This is a genomic window from Pseudomonas sp. FW305-E2 (assembly GCF_058782925.1).
The window spans coordinates 91935-109451 of the sequence record NZ_JBYSYE010000014.1 but is presented as its reverse complement, the minus strand read 5'-3'; the positions used below and the strand labels follow the sequence as shown (position 1 = coordinate 109451).

The 17517-nt window shown below is 61.7% G+C and carries 18 protein-coding genes; 14 read left to right on the top strand and 4 right to left on the bottom strand.

Annotation, left to right across the window (positions count from 1 at the left end; genetic code table 11):
* Positions 1-139: 139 nt before the first annotated feature.
* The 5 genes from AC3WLP_RS13610 (at position 140) to AC3WLP_RS13590 (ending at position 4364) form a co-directional block, all read left to right on the top strand.
* The gene (locus AC3WLP_RS13610) at positions 140-481 is read left to right on the top strand and encodes a hypothetical protein (RefSeq protein ID WP_003255921.1); all 342 of its coding nucleotides are present in this window, start codon (positions 140-142) and stop codon (positions 479-481) included.
* 198 nt (positions 482-679) lie between these two features.
* Positions 680-1579, top strand: coding sequence for a TauD/TfdA dioxygenase family protein (locus AC3WLP_RS13605; RefSeq protein ID WP_003255919.1), 900 nt, complete (start codon positions 680-682; stop codon positions 1577-1579).
* A gap of 17 nt (positions 1580-1596) precedes the next feature.
* Positions 1597-2616, top strand: coding sequence for an ABC transporter substrate-binding protein (locus tag AC3WLP_RS13600; protein WP_003255916.1), 1020 nt, complete (start codon positions 1597-1599; stop codon positions 2614-2616).
* Positions 2617-2622: 6 nt separating this feature from the next.
* Complete coding sequence (locus tag AC3WLP_RS13595; RefSeq protein ID WP_003255915.1) at positions 2623-3486, top strand: ABC transporter ATP-binding protein; 864 nt, start codon at positions 2623-2625, stop codon at positions 3484-3486.
* Between the two features lie 14 nt (positions 3487-3500).
* Complete coding sequence (locus AC3WLP_RS13590; protein WP_011953178.1) at positions 3501-4364, top strand: ABC transporter permease; 864 nt, start codon at positions 3501-3503, stop codon at positions 4362-4364.
* A gap of 117 nt (positions 4365-4481) precedes the next feature.
* Here the strand turns inward: AC3WLP_RS13590 and AC3WLP_RS13585 are convergent, their stop codons facing one another.
* Positions 4482-5042, bottom strand: a complete 561-nt coding sequence (locus tag AC3WLP_RS13585; protein WP_003255912.1) for a WYL domain-containing protein — start codon at positions 5040-5042, stop codon at positions 4482-4484.
* A gap of 207 nt (positions 5043-5249) precedes the next feature.
* Between AC3WLP_RS13585 and AC3WLP_RS13580 the strand changes: the two genes are divergently transcribed.
* The 8 genes from AC3WLP_RS13580 (at position 5250) to AC3WLP_RS13545 (ending at position 14362) form a co-directional block, all read left to right on the top strand.
* Entirely contained in the window at positions 5250-6044 is a 795-nt protein-coding gene (locus tag AC3WLP_RS13580; protein WP_011953180.1) for a tetratricopeptide repeat protein, read from the top strand.
* 207 nt (positions 6045-6251) lie between these two features.
* Positions 6252-6704, top strand: a complete 453-nt coding sequence (locus AC3WLP_RS13575) for a MarR family winged helix-turn-helix transcriptional regulator (protein WP_003255908.1) — start codon at positions 6252-6254, stop codon at positions 6702-6704.
* Positions 6701-8788 (top strand): FUSC family protein, encoded by a 2088-nt coding sequence (locus AC3WLP_RS13570; protein WP_088513462.1) that lies wholly within the window; start codon positions 6701-6703, stop codon positions 8786-8788. Before AC3WLP_RS13575 ends, AC3WLP_RS13570 begins: the two co-directional genes overlap by 4 nt.
* Positions 8785-8997, top strand: coding sequence for a DUF1656 domain-containing protein (locus AC3WLP_RS13565; protein ID WP_003255905.1), 213 nt, complete (start codon positions 8785-8787; stop codon positions 8995-8997). The genes AC3WLP_RS13570 and AC3WLP_RS13565 overlap by 4 nt, the downstream gene beginning before the upstream one ends.
* Complete coding sequence (locus AC3WLP_RS13560; protein ID WP_014755000.1) at positions 8994-9869, top strand: efflux RND transporter periplasmic adaptor subunit; 876 nt, start codon at positions 8994-8996, stop codon at positions 9867-9869. Before AC3WLP_RS13565 ends, AC3WLP_RS13560 begins: the two co-directional genes overlap by 4 nt.
* Positions 9866-11284, top strand: a complete 1419-nt coding sequence (locus tag AC3WLP_RS13555) for an efflux transporter outer membrane subunit (protein WP_011953182.1) — start codon at positions 9866-9868, stop codon at positions 11282-11284. Before AC3WLP_RS13560 ends, AC3WLP_RS13555 begins: the two co-directional genes overlap by 4 nt.
* 100 nt (positions 11285-11384) lie before the next feature.
* Positions 11385-12338, top strand: a complete 954-nt coding sequence (locus tag AC3WLP_RS13550; RefSeq protein ID WP_088513463.1) for an RHS repeat-associated core domain-containing protein — start codon at positions 11385-11387, stop codon at positions 12336-12338.
* Between the two features lie 80 nt (positions 12339-12418).
* A complete protein-coding gene (locus AC3WLP_RS13545; protein ID WP_017147904.1) occupies positions 12419-14362 on the top strand; it encodes an FTR1 family protein in 1944 nt (647 codons plus the stop codon).
* Positions 14363-14424: 62 nt separating this feature from the next.
* Here the strand turns inward: AC3WLP_RS13545 and AC3WLP_RS13540 are convergent, their stop codons facing one another.
* Both AC3WLP_RS13540 and AC3WLP_RS13535 read right to left on the bottom strand, forming a co-directional pair.
* A complete protein-coding gene (locus tag AC3WLP_RS13540) occupies positions 14425-14670 on the bottom strand; it encodes a TIGR02647 family protein (protein ID WP_003255900.1) in 246 nt (81 codons plus the stop codon).
* A 69-nt stretch (positions 14671-14739) separates the two neighbouring features.
* Entirely contained in the window at positions 14740-15042 is a 303-nt protein-coding gene (locus AC3WLP_RS13535; protein WP_011953185.1) for a hypothetical protein, read from the bottom strand.
* Positions 15043-15190: 148 nt separating this feature from the next.
* Between AC3WLP_RS13535 and AC3WLP_RS13530 the strand changes: the two genes are divergently transcribed.
* A complete protein-coding gene (locus tag AC3WLP_RS13530) occupies positions 15191-15853 on the top strand; it encodes a glutathione S-transferase (RefSeq protein ID WP_011953186.1) in 663 nt (220 codons plus the stop codon).
* A 106-nt stretch (positions 15854-15959) separates the two neighbouring features.
* Here the strand turns inward: AC3WLP_RS13530 and argH are convergent, their stop codons facing one another.
* Positions 15960-17354 (bottom strand): argininosuccinate lyase, encoded by a 1395-nt coding sequence (argH, locus tag AC3WLP_RS13525; protein ID WP_003255897.1) that lies wholly within the window; start codon positions 17352-17354, stop codon positions 15960-15962.
* Positions 17355-17517: the final 163 nt, after the last annotated feature.

Below are 17517 nucleotides of genomic sequence, written 5' to 3'. Positions count from 1 at the left end.
CCCCCCCCCCCCCCCCCCCCCCGGCTCTTTCCTGCTACCCGCCAACAGCGCATACTCTGGCGCCGGGCCTGCGCGCCCGGCGATCTTTGCCTATGCTGCTGTCTACCAACAAGGAACCAACGTGACGAGGGACATCGCCATGTTCTACGTGCAACGCAACGCCGCCGGCCAGTTGCTGCGGGTGGAAGCAGCCGCGTTTGATCAGTTCACCGAAATGCTCCCTTCAGACCATGCCGATATCCAGGAATGGTTTGCCGATGATGTCGTGGAAAACAGCCTCAACCAGCTCAAACAAAGCGACCTGGACATGATCCGCGTGCTTGAGGACCTGATCGACGTGTTGACCGCCAAGGGGGTGTTCAAGATCACCGACCTGCCCGCCGGCGCGCAGGCCAAGCTGCTCAACCGTTCCACGGCGCGCAAGGCGCTCAGCAGCCTCAATAACCTGATTGACGAAGAAGAGCAGGGCGGGCTGATCTGACTGCAGGACGCTCCCGCGAGAGTGATATTGTTATTCCTTAATGGTATTTAAAATATTGGCTTTATGACTTTATAGTCGCTTTCACTGCGTACCCGTCGACCAATCGATGCGCCGCACGACTTGAACCCACACGGGAAATCCCCGTGCGTTTCTGATCGTTGCGCGCCATTGAGGTCGCGCATTGCGTGGGAGTGAAAAATGTCAGCCGCCTTGAACGCCTTGTCGTCCATCGACAGCGCCCAGCCGCAAGTTTTTGAAGTTCGCCCCTTCTCGGGTGCCGTCGGCGCCGAGATCATAGGTCTGGACCTGGCCAAACCGGTCAGCGCCGAGGATTTCACCCGTATCCATCGCGCCCACCTCGACCACCATGTGCTGGTGTTCCGCGACCAGCGTATCAGCCCGGAACAGCAGATCGCCTTTAGCCGCCGCTTCGGTGAGTTACAGATCCATGTGCTCAAGCAGTTCTTGCTGACTGGCCACCCCGAGATCCTGATCGTTTCCAACATCATCGAAAATGGCCAGAACATCGGCCTGGGTGATGCCGGCAAGTTCTGGCATTCGGACCTGTCGTACAAAGAGCTGCCAAGCCTCGGTTCCATGCTGCATGCCCAGGAACTGCCCAGTGAAGGCGGTGACACCTTGTTCGCCGACATGCATAAAGCCTGGGACGCTGTACCTGATACCCTGCGCAAAGTGGTCGAGGGCCGCAGTGCCGCTCACTCCTATACCGCCCGTTACGCTGAAACCAAATTCGAAGGCAACTGGCGCCCGACCCTGACTGCCGAGCAACTGGCGCAGGTAAAGGAGGTCATTCACCCGGTAGTCCGCACCCACCCGGAAAACGGCCGCAAGGCCCTGTTCGTGAGTGAAGGCTTCACCACCCGCATTGTCGGCCTGCCTGATGATGAAAGCCGCGACGTGCTGCAGCAGCTGTATGCCCTTAGCGTGCTGGAGCAGAACATTTACCGCCACCAGTGGCAGCCCCATGACCTGGTGTTCTGGGACAACCGCTCGCTGATCCACTTGGCCACCGGCTGCCCCGCGCACCTGCGGCGCAAGCTGTACCGCACCACCATCCAGGGCGATGCCCCGTTCTGACGACTGAGGAAACCATCATGCGCAAATCCATCAGCCGCCTGGCGGCAAGCATCGGCCTGGGCGCAAGCCTGGTCGTCGGCAGCCTAGCCGCCCCCGCCGTGGCCCAGGCCGAAGGCAAGATCCGTATTGCCGAACAATTCGGCATCGTCTACCTGCTGCTGAACGTGGTGCGTGACCAGCACCTGATTGAGAAACACGGCAAGGAGCAGGGCATCGACATCGAAGTCGATTGGGCGCAGCTGTCGGGTGGCTCGGCCATCAACGACGCATTGTTGTCCGGTTCGGTGGACATCGCCGGCGCCGGTGTCGGGCCGCTGTTGACCGTCTGGGACCGCACCAAGGGCCGGCAGAACGTGAAGGCCGTGGCTTCGCTGGGCAACTTTCCGTACTACCTGGTCAGCAGCAACCCCAACGTGAAGACCATCGCCGACATCTCCGACAAAGACCGTATCGCCGTTCCGGCGGTGGGTGTTTCGGTGCAGTCGCGCTTCCTGCAGTACGCCGCTGCCCAGCAGTGGGGCGACAAGGAATACAACCGCCTCGACAAATACACCTTGGCCGTGCCGCACCCGGACGCCACCGCCGCACTGTTAGCGGGCGGCACCGAGCTGAACGGGCACTTCTCCAACCCGCCGTTCCAGGACCAGGTGCTGGCCAACAAGGACGTGCACGTGGTGCTCAACAGCTACGACCTCCTCGGCCCCAACTCGCCGACCTTGCTGTTTGCTACTGAGAAGTTCCGCAAGGACAACCCCAAGACCTACAAGGCCTTCGTCGATGCCCTGGCCGAAGCCGCAGACTTCGCCCAGAAAGACAAGGCCGCTGCCGCCGACACCTATATCCGCGTAACCAAGGCCAAGATCGACCGCGACGCGCTGATCAAGCTGATCGACAACCCGCAGTACGAATTTACCGTTACGCCCAAGAACACCTACAAGCTGGCCGATTTTCTCTATCGGGTAGGCGCCATCAAGCACAAGCCGCAATCGTGGAAGGATTACTTCTTCCAGGATGAACGCCCGCTGCAGGGGAGCTGACCGATCATGACCGCCCCATTGCCAGGCCACACGGCCAGCAACCTGAGCCGTGTTGCAGCGCCGCCTTTGCTCAAGGTGGATAACCTCAGCCTCGAATACCGTACCGCGCAACGCGTGGTGCGGGCCACCCATCAGGTCAGCTTCGAAGTCGACCGCACTGATCGTTTTGTACTGCTCGGCCCCTCCGGCTGTGGCAAGTCCACCCTGCTCAAAGCCGTGGCCGGTTTTATCCAGCCGCAAGAAGGCCAGATTCTGCTGCAGGGCCAGACAGTTCGTGGCCCAGGCCCCGACCGCATCGTGGTGTTCCAGGAGTTTGACCAGTTGCCGCCGTGGAAAACGGTGAAGCAGAACGTCATCTTTCCGCTGCTGGTGTCTGGCCAACTCAAGCGTGCGGAGGCGGAGGAGCGGGCGCTGCATTATCTGGAGAAGGTCGGTCTGGCCGCCTTTGCCGATGCTTATCCACACACGTTGTCCGGTGGTATGAAGGCACGTGTGGCAATTGCCCGGGCCTTGGCCACCCAGCCCAAGATCCTGTTGATGGATGAGCCGTTCGCCGCCCTGGATGCGCTGACCCGGCGCAAGATGCAGGAAGAGCTGTTGCTGCTGTGGGAGGAAGTGCGGTTCACCCTGTTGTTCGTCACCCACTCCATCGAAGAAGCGCTGGTGGTCGGCAACCGCATCCTGTTGTTGTCGCCCCACCCGGGGCGGGTGCGCGCCGAAGTGCACAGCCATCAATACGGCCTGGGCAGCCTGGGTGGCAGCGACTTCCAGGCCAGTGCCCGGCGTATCCACCGTTTGCTGTTCGATGAAGCCGATATCCCGGAACAGCCTGACAACCTTGGGTTCAACGATATTCGTATCGCCTACTGACAGGAGCCTCAGCCATGACCACTACACCTGTACGCCAGGAATACGAGGTGCAGCTGGAGCCCCTGCTCAGTGTGCCTGTAGAACGACAACTCCCCTTGGCCCAACGCCTGTGGCAGCAAGGCTGGTTGAGAAAGGCGGTCATATTGCTGGTGATCGCTGTGCTATGGGAAGCCGTTGCCCGCTACCAGGACAATGACCTGCTGCTGCCAAGCTTTCTGCAAACCGCCACGGCGCTATGGGACGGCATGATCAGTGGCGAACTGCCCGCCAAGGTCGGTGTTTCGCTGGTAATACTGCTCAAAGGCTATGTGCTGGGTATCGTCCTGGCCTTTGGCCTGACCAGCCTGGCGGTGTCGACCCAATTGGGCCGAGACTTACTGGGCACACTGACCTCGATGTTCAACCCGTTGCCGGCCATTGCCCTGCTGCCGCTGGCCTTGCTGTGGTTCGGGCTGGGTGACAACAGCCTGATCTTCGTGCTGGTGCATTCGGTGCTATGGGCGTTGGCGCTGAATACTTATGCCGGCTTCCTCGGTGTGTCGGAGACGCTGCGCATGGCTGGCCGCAACTATGGTCTGAAGGGCCTGCGGCTGGTATTGCACATCCTCGTGCCAGCAGCCCTGCCGTCAATCTTGTCGGGGTTGAAGATCGGCTGGGCGTTTGCCTGGCGTACCCTGATCGCCGCTGAATTGGTGTTTGGTGCCAGCAGTGGCAAAGGCGGGTTGGGTTGGTACATCTTCCAGAACCGCAACGAACTGTATACCGACAAGGTCTTTGCCGGGTTGGCGGTGGTGATCCTGATCGGTCTGCTGGTGGAAGGGCTGGTGTTCAATACGCTGGAGCGGTTGACGGTGCGGCGATGGGGGATGCAGCGCTAGCAGGTTAGCCAGTACCGGCCTTTTCGCGGCAGATTGACGCTAGAATCCGCGTCTGCGGGATCTTCGTCCTTGAAAGAGGGGCGAGGCGCCGAACCGCCGCGAAAGCCCCTGTACTGGCTACAAATTCTGGTACTGAGCTGCCGCATTGCTCAGAATCCTGCCAATCTCTTCCCGCAAGCCGGCAGGCTGCTCTACCACCACCCTGTCCCCATGGCTCAACAGCCACCAGCGTAATGGCCAGCCGTCACTTACCGTGCCGCGTAACCGATGCCCATGCTCCAGCGCCGTCAGTTGCATGTCGCTGCTCAATGGCGCATCCCGCAACTGCCGCGCCAGTGCATCGCTGATTCGCGCCACCAGCTCCACGCCCTCACCCTGCGATGGCTGCAATGCATCCCCTCGCAGATGTGTCAGCAAGTCGAAATTGCCGCGCAATTCGCCCACGGCACTGGCCGACCAGTGCCAACCGAACGGAATGCTCTTGTCATTGCGCTCCAGCGGGAATATCAGCGAAAGCTCGTTGAGGTCACGCTCGACAGTGCGTTTGCTGACCGTGAACCCCACGTCACGCAGGCGCCAGACCAGCTCGGCACTGGTTATGCCTGGGGAACGGCTGGGCAACTGGCGCAGCAGCGCCCACTGTCGGCTAAGGGTGGCGCGAGTGGTGGCGAACGGCAAAAGATAACGTCCTTGTCTAGGCTTGCCGCAATAGGATGGCGGCATGCGAGGGGCATGGCAATTGGCCACAGCCTGCTCAGATCAAGGAAGTCGCATTTGGTTGCCTCGTGCCGGTTCGTTCGCGACAGGTTTTGACGTGACATCACGCAGAATCACGCCTCATCACAGCCGAAGGTTGGGGCTGTGCGTCGTTCAATGAGGATGAACATGTCTGTTGCCAGCAATATCCATTCGCTACTTGCCCGCCTTCTGCCCGAGCGGGTCATCGCCCCTCCTGCCCCTGCAGGAAGGCGACAGCGGCTGTTCTGCGGTGTGGGCTTGCCCAGCCAGCGGTCACTGCTGGTCAACCGCCTGGATGAGGCCAACGACCTGCAGGCGGTGTATGTCGACCTGCGGCGCCAGGCATTGCAAGGCAGCGTGTCCGCATTGAACGATCTCGGCTGGATCTGGCTCAACGGCAAGTACTGGCGGGCCGATACCGTGCTGGCCGGGCACCTGTTGCGCATGGCGGCCCTGCAGGGCAATGCTGCTGCCTGGTTCAACCTTGGGCAACAACACTACTTCGGCAAAGGCATCGACCCTTCCTATGTGCAGGCGGCGGAGTGTTACCGGCAGGCCTTCGACCGCGGCATGCTGCATGCCGCCGCCGCACTGGGTGACCTGTATGAGGAGGAGGTGTGCGACGGTGACCTGGAGTGGCAGGTTGACCTGGTGCAGGCCTACCAGTGGTTCATGCGTGGCGCCGAACAGGGCGAGGCGCGTTGTCGTTTTGAAGTGGGCTACCGGCTGATGCATGGGCTGCACGTAGAGGCCAACCTCAAGGCAGCGCTGTACTGGCTTGAGCTGGCAGCAGCGGCGGGGGTGGTGCAAGCGGCAGAGGAGCTGGCGGTGCATTTCAGCAGCCGTGATGCGGTGCGGTATCAGGAGTGGCGGGACCGGGCGGTGCAAATGGGCAGTACATTGGCCTTGACCATGAAGCTGGAAGACCAGATCCAGCCCTGAGTATTTCTCTCCAGTGCTGCACAGGGATTGCGTAGATTCCGAAACCGGTGCAGCCCCTGTGTGCGGGTTTACCCGCGAAGCGCGCCAGCACTGGCTGAAAAATGAACAACATTTCACCCCGGCTTTCCGTCGCCCCCTGTTGACGACAGGGGGATGTCGGGGCGTATATTGATAGTTAGCAAACTATGAATATACTTGGTTCTCTTCATGTCCCTTGATTTCCTGCGCCTGCAAGTCAGCAGTGGCCTGGTAGTTGCTGCCCGCCACTGGCGGCGCATCTGTCATACCGCCTTGACCGGCTACGGCATTTCCGAGGCCTGCGCTGCGCCGTTGCTGATGATCGTGCGCCTGGGCGACGGCGTGCATCAGGTGGCTGTGGCCCAGGCCGCTGGCCTGGAAAGCCCGTCGCTGGTACGCCTGCTTGACCAACTGTGCAAAGCTGGCCTGGTGTGCCGCAGCGAGGACCCACTGGATCGCCGCGCCAAGGCACTGAGCCTGACTGCCGAAGGCCGTGCCCTGGCCGAAGCCATTGAAGCCGAACTGGTGCGCTTGCGCCGCGATGTGCTCGGCGGTATCGATCAGGCCGACCTGGAAGCTGCCTTGCGTGTGCTTCGTGCCTTCGAGGCTGCCGGCCTGGGCAGCGCAGGCGGGGTGGCATGAACGGTTTCTTCAGCTCTGTCCCTCCGGCCCGTGACTGGTTCTACGGCGTGCGCACCTTCGGCGCGTCCATGATTGCCCTGTACATTGCCCTGCTCATGCAACTGCCGCGTCCCTACTGGGCCATGGCTACGGTGTACATCGTCTCCAGCCCCTTCGTCGGCCCGACCAGCTCCAAGGCGTTGTACCGTGCCGTCGGCACGTTGCTCGGCGCTGGCGGGGCAATCTTCCTGGTGCCGCCGCTGGTGCAGTCACCGTTGCTGCTGAGCATCGCCATTGCCCTGTGGACCGGCACCTTGCTGTTCCTTTCGCTGAACCTGCGCACGGCCAACAACTACGTGCTGATGCTGGCCGGTTATACCCTGCCGATGATTGCCTTGGCCGTGGTGGATAATCCGCTGGCAGTGTTCGATGTGGCCTCTTCTCGCGCGCAGGAAATCTGTTTGGGAATTGTCTGCGCGGCAGTCGTCGGGGCTATCTTCTGGCCACGCCGGCTGGCGCCGGTGGTAGTCGGTGCCACCGGAAACTGGTTCACCGAGGCGATTCGCTACAGCGACACCTACCTGGCCCGCGATGCCAGTGCCGACAAGGTCGGCGGGATGCGCGGGGTGATGGTCACCACCTTCAACTCGCTGGAGCTGATGATCGGTCAGCTCGCCCACGAAGGTGCCGGCCCGCATACCCTGAAGAACGCCCGCGAATTGCGCGGGCGGATGATCCATCTGCTGCCGGTGATCGACGCCCTCGACGACGCACTGGTAGCCCTGGAAGGCCGCGCCCCGGCCCAGTTCGCCCAGCTTCAACCCGTGCTGGAAGCCGCTCGTGAATGGCTCAAAGGCACTGCCGACAGCGCTTCGGTAGCGCACTGGGCCACGTTGCACGAGCAGATCGGCCGCTTGCAGCCCGCTACAGCCGCCCTCGACCAGCGCGCCGAGCTGCTGTTGTCCAACGCCCTGTACCGCCTGACCGAATGGGCCGACCTGTGGCAGGACTGCTGCACCCTGCAGCACGCCCTGCGTACCGATGATGCCAAGCCTTGGCGTGCGGTGTATCGCCACTGGCGGCTGGGCCGCCTGACAGCGTTTTTTGATCGTGGCCTGATGCTGTACTCGGTAGTATCAACGGTCCTGGCGATCGTGGTCGCCTGCGGCCTGTGGATCGGACTGGGCTGGAACGACGGCGCCAGTGCGGTAATCCTCGCGGCAGTTGCGTGCAGCTTCTTCGCCGCCATGGACGACCCGGCACCGCAGATCTACCGGTTCTTTTTCTGGACGCTGATGTCGGTCATCTTCTCCAGTCTGTACCTGTTTTTGGTACTGCCCAACCTGCACGACTTCCCGATGCTGGTGCTGGCCTTTGCCGTGCCGTTCATCTGCATAGGCACCCTGACCGTACAGCCGCGCTTCTACCTGGGCACCTTGCTGACCATCGTCAACACGTCGACCTTCATCAGCATCCAGGGCGCCTACGACGCCGACTTCTTCACCTTCCTCAACTCCAACCTTGCCGGCCCCGCGGGCCTTCTGTTCGCCTTTATCTGGACCCTGGTGATGCGCCCGTTCGGCGTGGAGCTGGCGGCCAAGCGCATGACCCGCTTCGCCTGGCGCGACATCGTCGAAATGACCGAGCCTGCGACCTTGGCCGAGCACCGCCAGGTTGGCGTACAGATGCTCGACCGCCTGATGCAGCACCTGCCACGCCTGTCGCAAACCGGCCAGGACAGTGGCGTGGCACTGCGCGACCTGCGCGTAGGGTTGAACCTGCTCGACCTGCTGGCGTACATGCCGCGCGCCGGCCAGCAGGCTCGCGAGCGCCTGAACACTGTGGTCGAGGAAGTCGGTGCGCACTACGCCGCCTGCCTGCGTGCTGGCGAACGCCTGCATGCCCCGGCCGCACTGTTACGCAACATGGAACGCGCTCGCCTGGCGCTGAACCTGGACGAGCTGTACGAGCGCGGTGATGCCCGCACCCACCTGCTGCATGCCCTGAGCGGCCTGCGCCTGGCGCTGTTGCCGGGTGTGGAGGTGATGCTCGAGCCAGCTGAACAACCGCAACTGCCCCCCGGCCTCGACGGAGCACCCCTGTGATTGGTGAACTGGATATCAGCGGGGTGTTCCTGCCCACGCTGCTGGTGATGATGTTTGGCACCTACCTGCTGTTCCTGGGGGTGCACGCGGTGCTGGTGCGCCTGCATTTCTACCGCCTGGTCTGGCACCGGGCGTTGTTCAACGTTGCTCTGTATGCCGTGCTGCTTGGTGCGGTGGACCACTTTTGCCGAAACCTGATGCTGCCATGAAAAAACCTATGCTGACCTTGGGCCGTGTGGTCCTGACCTTGCTGGTAGTGACCTTCGCCGCCGTGCTCGTGTGGCAGATGGTGGTCTACTACATGTTTGCCCCCTGGACCCGTGACGGCCACATACGCGCTGACGTGATCCAGATCGCCCCCGATGTGTCGGGATTGATCCAGAAGGTCGAGGTGCGCGACAACCAGACCGTCAAACGTGGCGACGTGCTGTTCACCATCGACCAGGACCGCTTCACCTTGGCCCTGCGTCAAGCCAAGGCAACCCTTGGCGAGCGCCAGGAGACCCTGGCCCAGGCTTCCCGCGAAGCGCAGCGCAACCGCAAGCTGGGCAACCTGGTGGCCGCCGAGCAACTGGAAGAAAGCCAGTCCCGCGAGGCCCGTGCCCGTTCGGCTGTCAGCGAGGCGCAAGTGGCTGTCGATACTGCTCAGCTCAACCTTGACCGCTCGGTGGTGCGCAGCCCGGTAGACGGCTACCTCAACGACCGCGCGCCGCGTAACCACGAGTTCGTCACTGCTGGCCACCCGGTGCTTTCGGTGGTCGACAGTGCCTCCTACCACGTCGACGGCTACTTCGAGGAAACCAAGCTGGGGGGTATCCATATTGGTGACGCCGTGGATATCCGCGTGATGGGCGACAACACCCGCCTGCGCGGCCATGTGCAGAGCTTTGCCGCTGGCATCGAAGACCGCGACCGCAGCAGTGGCGCCAACCTGCTGCCTAACGTTAACCCGGCGTTCAGTTGGGTACGCCTGGCCCAGCGCATCCCGGTGCGCATCGCCTTTGACGAAGTGCCGCAAGACTTCCGCATGATCGCCGGGCGCACTGCCACGGTGTCGATCATCGAGGGCCAGCGCCCATGAAACAGCTGATCCTGGCTGGCCTGTGCCTGTCGCTGGGGGCCTGCATGATGGTGGGCCCCGACTATGAGGTGCCTGGGGATGCGGCCGTGCAACGCAATGACCTGAACGGCCCGCTGCGCCAGGATGCCGACAGCGTCGTGTCGGCGCCGGTCCCCGAGGACTGGTGGCAGCTGTATCAGGATCAGCGGCTGAATGAACTGGTGCGCCAGGCGCTGAGTGCCAACACCGAATTGCGCGTGGCGGCGGCCAACATCGCCAAAGCTCGCGCCCAGGTGGAGGTGGCTGAATCGCAAGGCGGCTTCAACGGTGGCGTCAAACTCGGCGCTCAGCGGCTGCAGGAGTCGGGCGAAGCTTTCCTGCAGCCTGAGAAGGTGCCGGTAGCCAACATCGGTGAGGCCATCATCAGTGCCTCGTACCAGTTCGACCTGTGGGGTACCTTCAAGCGTGGTACCGAGGCTGCCAAGGCAAATGCCGACGCAGTGCAGGCCGCTGCCGACACTGCCCGCATCACGCTTGTGGCGGACGTGGTCAAGGCTTATACCCAGGTGTGCTCGGCCAACGAGGAATACCACATTGCCCGTGAGTCCCTCGATCTGCAGGAGCAAAGCGTGAAACTCAACCAGCGCCTGCGCGATGCTGGGCGTGGTGATGAAACCCAGGTCACCCGCTCGCAGACCCAGTTCAAATCCTTGCGTGCCGAACTGCCACGCTTCAAGGCCGAACGCGAGACGGGCATGTACACCCTGGCCGCGCTGCTGGCCAAGCCGGTCGACCAGTTGCCTGCCGGTACCGCCGATTGCGCCGAGCTGCCGCACCTGAACCAGCTGGTCCCGGTGGGCGATGGTGCGGCCTTGCTCAAGCGCCGCCCCGACGTGCGCCAGGCCGAACGCCAGCTGGCTGCCGCCACCGCCTATATTGGCGTGGCCACTGGCGCCTTGTACCCGGACATCAGCATTGGCGCCCAGGTTGGCACCATCGGTATCCTGGAGAACCTTGGTGAGCCTTCGACCAACCGCTGGGGTTTTGGCCCGCAGATCAGCTGGACCATCCCCACCAACGGCACCCGTGCCCGCATTCGCATGGCCGAAGCCTCGACCCAGGCGGCCCTGGCGAACTTCGATGGGGTTGTGCTGAATGCCATCCGCGAGACCCAGACCCGCCTGGCGCAATACAGCGCCTTGCTCGATCGGCGCGAGGCGCTGGCCGAGGCGGAGAAATCGGCCAAGGAAGCGGCGGACCAGACGCACCGGTATTACCAGGCGGGGCGTGAGTCGTTCCTGGCGGATTTGCAGGCGACGCGGACCTATACCGATATGCGTGCGCAGTTGGCGGCGGCGAACAGCCAAGTGGCGTTGGGGCAGATTGGGGTGTTTCTCGCGTTGGGTGGGGGGTGGAAGGCCCGTACTCAGGAATAAGTGTGCTCACGGCTCGGCGAATTACGCACTATCAAAATTGCCAGTTACGCGGTTCGAAAATAGGGGGCATGCTTCCGTGAGCTAAAAAAGGAGGTGTGATATGGGCGAGGATTCGACGAGTGTCGTGAAGAGCTTTTACTGCCGAGATCGATTGGCAACACAAGTGCGCGAGTTATCGTCGTACTCGTTACTTGACCACCGGCAAGGCTGTCTGGCTCAGGTAAATGTCGGGCAGGGCGCAGGCTCTGTATTATTTGCTGTCGATGCCATGCGGACTGTAATTGCAGGTAGTGCTGAGCTATCTTTTGCCAAAATGTGCTATCAAGCGTACGGACTCAGTTCTCCTCAACCATCGATAGTTCCCTGCTTTAATGGTGAGTCTCGTGACGCCGTCACCGGCTGCTACCTGCTGGGTGCAGGCTACCGTCTTTACAGTCCGGTAATGATGCGATTTTGCAGCCCGGATAGTTGGAGCCCATTTGGCGAAGGTGGTTTGAATGCATATGCCTACGTGTCGTGTGACCCTGTCAACTATTCTGATCCAACGGGGCATGGTAAACACATTAAGATGAAGGTTTCACAACCGAAAGAAAGGCCTGGTAAGTTAGCGGTAGAGCCTCTCCGTACTCCGGCTTCGAAGAGTCCCTCACTGGATCGATCGAACTCAAGCGGTTCGAATTTATCTGGGGCGTCGTCACCCTTGACCCCCTCCCCAGTCAGTGCGGGAAGTAGTAAGCGATACAGCTCTCAAGCTTCAAGTGACACCAGTGCATCTACTGACCTTGACGACATTTGGAAGCTTGATAAGAGCCGAGCCACGTATAAAGAGCTGACACCTGCCGAGCAGTATGTGTTTGATGAATTTCAGAATGCTATAAAAAACGAGGGCAAGTCTCCCAGAGACGCTGCAGAGATGGCAGGTGCCAGTGACTATAAGAGAATGAAAGATAAAAAAGTCAATAGGTTTCAAATCCGCCTTAGTCAAGGGCAGCGTGTGTCATTTGAAATAGAAGGTAAGAACGTGATCATTCGCCAAGTAGGTGGGCATACCTGATTATCGCGTATCAAATTTGTAGCAAGATTTTTCATGAAATCTGCCCAAGACCCTTGAGGTAAGCTGAGTCAGAGTAAAGAATGTTCTCTTTCGCATTCCCTCCGAGACTGGCCATGAATTCCCGTTTCCGTCTACTTGCCTGGCTACCGGCTGTGTTGCTTGGCCCGGTGCTGGCGCTGTGCAGTAACCTGGCGCTGGCAGAAGCCCCCGCCGAGGCCACCAAGGCCTTGCATTTGCTCGATTACATCGGTGCCGACTACCCGCCGACCGTACAAGACGGGAAGGTGATCGACGATGGCGAGTATCGCGAACAACAGGAGTTCAGCGCGGTATTGGCCGATCTGCTCAAAGGCCTGCCGGCAAATGCTGAGCAAAAGGGTCTGGAGCAAGGTGTTCAAGCGCTACGCCAAGCCATCGACCAACGCCAGGAGGGCACCGCAGTCGCCAAACAGGCCCGACAGCTGGGTGCGCGACTGGCTGTGGCCTACGAGGTCAGCCAGGCACCGGTGATTACCCCGGACCCAGCCCGCGGTGCTGCGCTGTACGCGCAAAACTGCTCGATTTGCCACGGCGAAACCGGCGCCGGCGATGGCCCGGCTGGCGTGGGCCTGGAGCCTGCACCCGCCAACCTGCGTGATGTCTCGCGCCTGGACCAGTTGAGCCTGTTCGACCTCTACAACACCCTGGCCTTGGGTATCGACGGCACCGAAATGCCGTCGTTTGCCGACCAACTGGACGATCGCCAGCGCTGGGACGTGGCCGCGTACATTGCCAGCTTCACCGCCAAGCCGGAAGCAGGCAAGGGTGACAAGACCTGGAACCTCGCCGACCTGGCTCGCCAGACGCCGGCCGAAGTCGCCGCCAACGAAGGCACTGCGGCCGTCGAGGCATTCCGTGCCCAGCGTGCTCAACCGCCGCAAGTAAAGCGCGGCCCTGCGCAATTGCTCGAATACACGGCCAGCACACTGGACAAGAGCCTGGCGGCCTACCGCGCAGGCGACCACGATCAGGCCTATGACCTGTCGGTGGCGGCCTACCTGGAGGGTTTCGAGCTGGTGGAAAGCTCGCTGGACAACATCGACACCCAGGCGCGCAAGGACACCGAAAAAACGCTGATGGCCTACCGTCAGTCCTTGCAGGACGGCTTGCCCGTGGCCCAGGCCGAACAGCGTCTGGCCGACGCCAAAACCAAGCTCGAGCAGGCGGCCAAGCTGCTGGGCAGCGATGGCCTGAGCTGGACGCTGAGTTATATCTCCGGTTTGCTGATCCTGCTGCGTGAAGGCCTCGAGGCGATTCTGGTGCTGGCGGCGATCCTGGCCTTCCTGCGCAATACCGGGCAGCAGTCGGCAGTGCGCAGCGTCAACATCGGCTGGGGCCTGGCGCTGGTTGCCGGCTTCGCCACCTGGGCGCTGGCGGCCTATGTGATCGATGTGGGGGGCGCTCAGCGCGAGCTGCTGGAAGGCTGCACGGCGCTGTTCGCTGCTGTGATGGTGCTATGGCTGGGTGTGTGGATGCATGACCGCCGCCACGCCGCCGCCTGGAAGGACTACATCAAGAGCAGCCTGGTCAGCGGTGGCGGGCGCTTCGGCTTTGCTGTGCTGGCATTCTTCTCGGTATACCGCGAATTGTTCGAAGTGATCCTGTTCTACGAGACCCTGTGGCTGCAGGCAGGCCCTGCCGGGCATCAGGCGGTGCTGGCGGGTGGCGCGACGGCATTGTTGCTGCTGGTGGGCCTGGCCTGGGTGATTCTGCGGGGTTCGGCCAAGCTGCCGCTATCGCTGTTCTTCAGCATCAACGCCGCGCTGCTGTGCGCGCTGTCGGTAGTATTCGCCGGGCATGGCGTGAAGGCGCTGCAAGAGGCCGGCGTGCTGGGCACACGGCCAGTGGCGTTCTTTGAGTTCGACTGGCTGGGGATTCATGCCGATGCCTACTCGCTGTCGGCGCAAGCGGTGGCCTTGCTGGCCATCGTGTTCCTTTACGGCCGCTCGTGGCTGGCGGAAAAGCGCAGTACTGCGGCCAACTGACTGGAGCCTGCGCGGTCCTGCAGGGCCCGCGCAAGGTCTCAGATCTTGCGCGAGCCTGATGCTCAGGCCGGCTGTGGCGCCTTGAGAATGTTCTGTAGCAGTTGGACACTTTCAACGGCGTCATGACCCAGGCTGGTCAGATAGCCGCCATCCGGTTGATCGGTCAGCCCCTTCTCATGCAGGCGTTGCGCAGCCGCGATCAGGGCAGGGGATGCGGTGCTGGTTATCTTGATGCCTTCCTGGCTGCTGTCGTGTTTGAACAGCGCGAGTACTTCCATTTCGTCGATCAAATCGGGGGTAAAAGGCATGGCGACTCCTGACTTCCAGACAAGGATTGCGGCACTTTCTACGGTGCCTGATCTTCGAGTGTAGCCGGGTTATTCGTCGTCGCCTTGATCCATCTCAGGCGGCAGCTCCGGCAGTGCCCGCAGAGCGTTCTCATACCACTCGCCGTTGAACGCACGGTCCTCTACCAACATGTTGTCGATTTCGAAGGCCAGCACATGGGCCATCAGGTTCAGAATGTCTTCACGCTCATAGCCGACCAGCGTCAGCTTGTTGAAAGTGGCCTTGGCCGCAGGCGGCTCGCCGCTCTCGATCTGGTTTTCGATGGCCTGGGTCAGTGTTGCCTCGGCGAAGGCTTCGTCGTCGTCATTGTCGATGTTGGTGGGCTCGCTCATCGCGGTACTCCTAGGATGGGATGCAACAGTGTGCCATGCCTGTGGCGGCAATGCCCGGGCATTGACGGGGTGCATGACGCTGGTCAGCGGCAGGCGTTCAGTCTATAAAAGCCAGGCCAACCCCTTACGGCCTGGAGGCTGTTACCTCATGCTCAAGCTTCATGGATTCTCGGTCAGCAACTACTACAACATGGTAAAGCTGGCCCTGCTCGAAAAAGGCCTGCCTTTCGAGGAAGTCACCTTCTATGGCGGCCAGGCGCCACAGGCGCTGGAAGTGAGCCCGCGGGGCAAGGTGCCGGTGCTTGAAACCGAACATGGCTTCCTCAGCGAAACCAGTGTGATCCTCGACTACATTGAACAGACCCAAAGCGGCAAGGCACTGCTGCCGGCCGACCCGTTCGAGCAGGCCAAGGTGCGTGAGCTGCTCAAGGAAATCGAGCTGTACATCGAGCTGCCTGCGCGTACCTGCTACGCCGAGTCGTTCTTTGGCATGTCGGTCGAACCGCTGATCAAAGAGAAGGCGCGTGCTGACCTGCTGGCCGGGTTTGCCACGCTCAAGCGCAATGGGCGCTTTGCACCCTATGTTGCGGGCGAGCAACTGACGCTGGCAGACCTGATGTTCTGCTTCTCGGTCGACCTGGCCAACGCGGTGGGCAAGAAGGTGCTGAGCATCGACTTCCTGGCGGACTTCCCGCAGGCCAAGGCATTGCTGCAGTTGATGGGGGAGAACCCGCACATGGCGCGGATCATGGCGGACAAGGAAGCGTCGATGCCAGCCTTCATGGAGATGATCCGCAGCGGCAAGCGCTGAGATTTGTGTTGGGTCATTCGCGGGTAAACCCGCTCCTACCGGTAAAGCACAACCGTTGTAGGAGCGGGTTTACCCGCGAACGAGGGCGAAGCCCTCGCCCCGGAGGTTAGCGAGACGCCAACAGGGCCTTGCCACGAACAACGGCAGCACGCACCTGCGCCGGCGCCGTACCACCAATGTGGTCGCGCGCATTCACCGAACCTTCCAGCGTCAGCACGGCAAACACGTCCTGTTCGATCTGGTCGCTGAACTGGCGCAGTTCGTCCAGGCTCATCTCGGCCAGGTCCTTGCCAGTGTCCACACCATACTTCACCGCGTGGCCAACGATCTCGTGACAGTCACGGAATGGCAGGCCACGGCGAACCAGGTAGTCGGCCAGGTCGGTCGCGGTGGAAAAGCCGCGCAGGGCCGCTTCACGCATGATGGCGTGCTTGGGCTTGATCGCCGGGATCATGTCAGCGAAGGCCCGCAGCGAGTCGCGCAGGGTATCGGCGGCGTCGAACAGCGGTTCCTTGTCTTCCTGGTTGTCCTTGTTGTAGGCCAGTGGTTGGCCTTTCATCAGGGTCAGCAGGCCGGTCAGGGCGCCGAACACACGGCCGCTCTTGCCGCGTACCAGCTCTGGCACGTCCGGGTTCTTTTTCTGCGGCATGATCGAGCTGCCGGTGCAGAAGCGGTCCGGAAGGTCGATGAACTGGAACTGCGCGCTCGTCCACAGCACCAGCTCTTCGGAGAAGCGCGAAAGGTGCATCATCGCCACGCTGGCAGCGGCGCAGAATTCGATGGCGAAATCACGGTCCGACACGCCATCCAGCGAGTTGCCGGCCACGGCTTCAAAGCCCAGCAGCTTGCAGGTCAGTTCACGGTCGATCGGGTAGGTGGTGCCGGCCAGCGCGGCGCTGCCCAGTGGCATGCGGTTGGTGCGCTTGCGGCAGTCGACCAGGCGCTCATAGTCGCGGCTGAGCATTTCGAACCACGCCAGCAGGTGGTGGCCAAAGGTGACCGGCTGCGCCGTCTGCAGGTGGGTGAAACCAGGCATGATGGTTTCGGCTTCACGCTCTGCCTGCTCCAGCAGGCCCTGCTGCAGGCGGGTGATTTCGCCCAGGATCAGGTCGATTTCGTCGCGCAGCCAAAGGCGGATGTCGGTGGCCACCTGGTCGTTGCGGCTACGGCCGGTGTGCAGCTTCTTGCCGGTGATGCCGATGCGGTCGGTCAGGCGTGCTTCGATGTTCATGTGCACGTCTTCAAGGTCGACACGCCAGTCGAAGTTGCCGGCTTCAATCTCGCCCTGGATGGTTTTCAGGCCATCGATGATGGTGTCGCGCTCGGCATCACTGAGCACGCCGACCTGCGCCAGCATGGTGGCATGGGCAATCGAACCCATGATGTCGTGACGGTACAGGCGCTTGTCGAAATCTACCGAGGCGGTGAAACGGGCGACGAAGGCGTCGACGGGCTCACTGAAGCGGCCGCCCCAGGACTGATTGGTCTTGTCGGTGCTCATGGATTCACTCATTGCAGGCGTGAACGAAAAAGTGGCGTCGATGATAGCAGGGTTGGGCTGGCTGCCGCAGGGCGCCGGTCGAGAGAAATGCCCGGAAAATCGCATAGAAGGATTTCAAGGAATGAACGGCAGTGTTCCACGGACCGTCTACAGTTGGACAAAG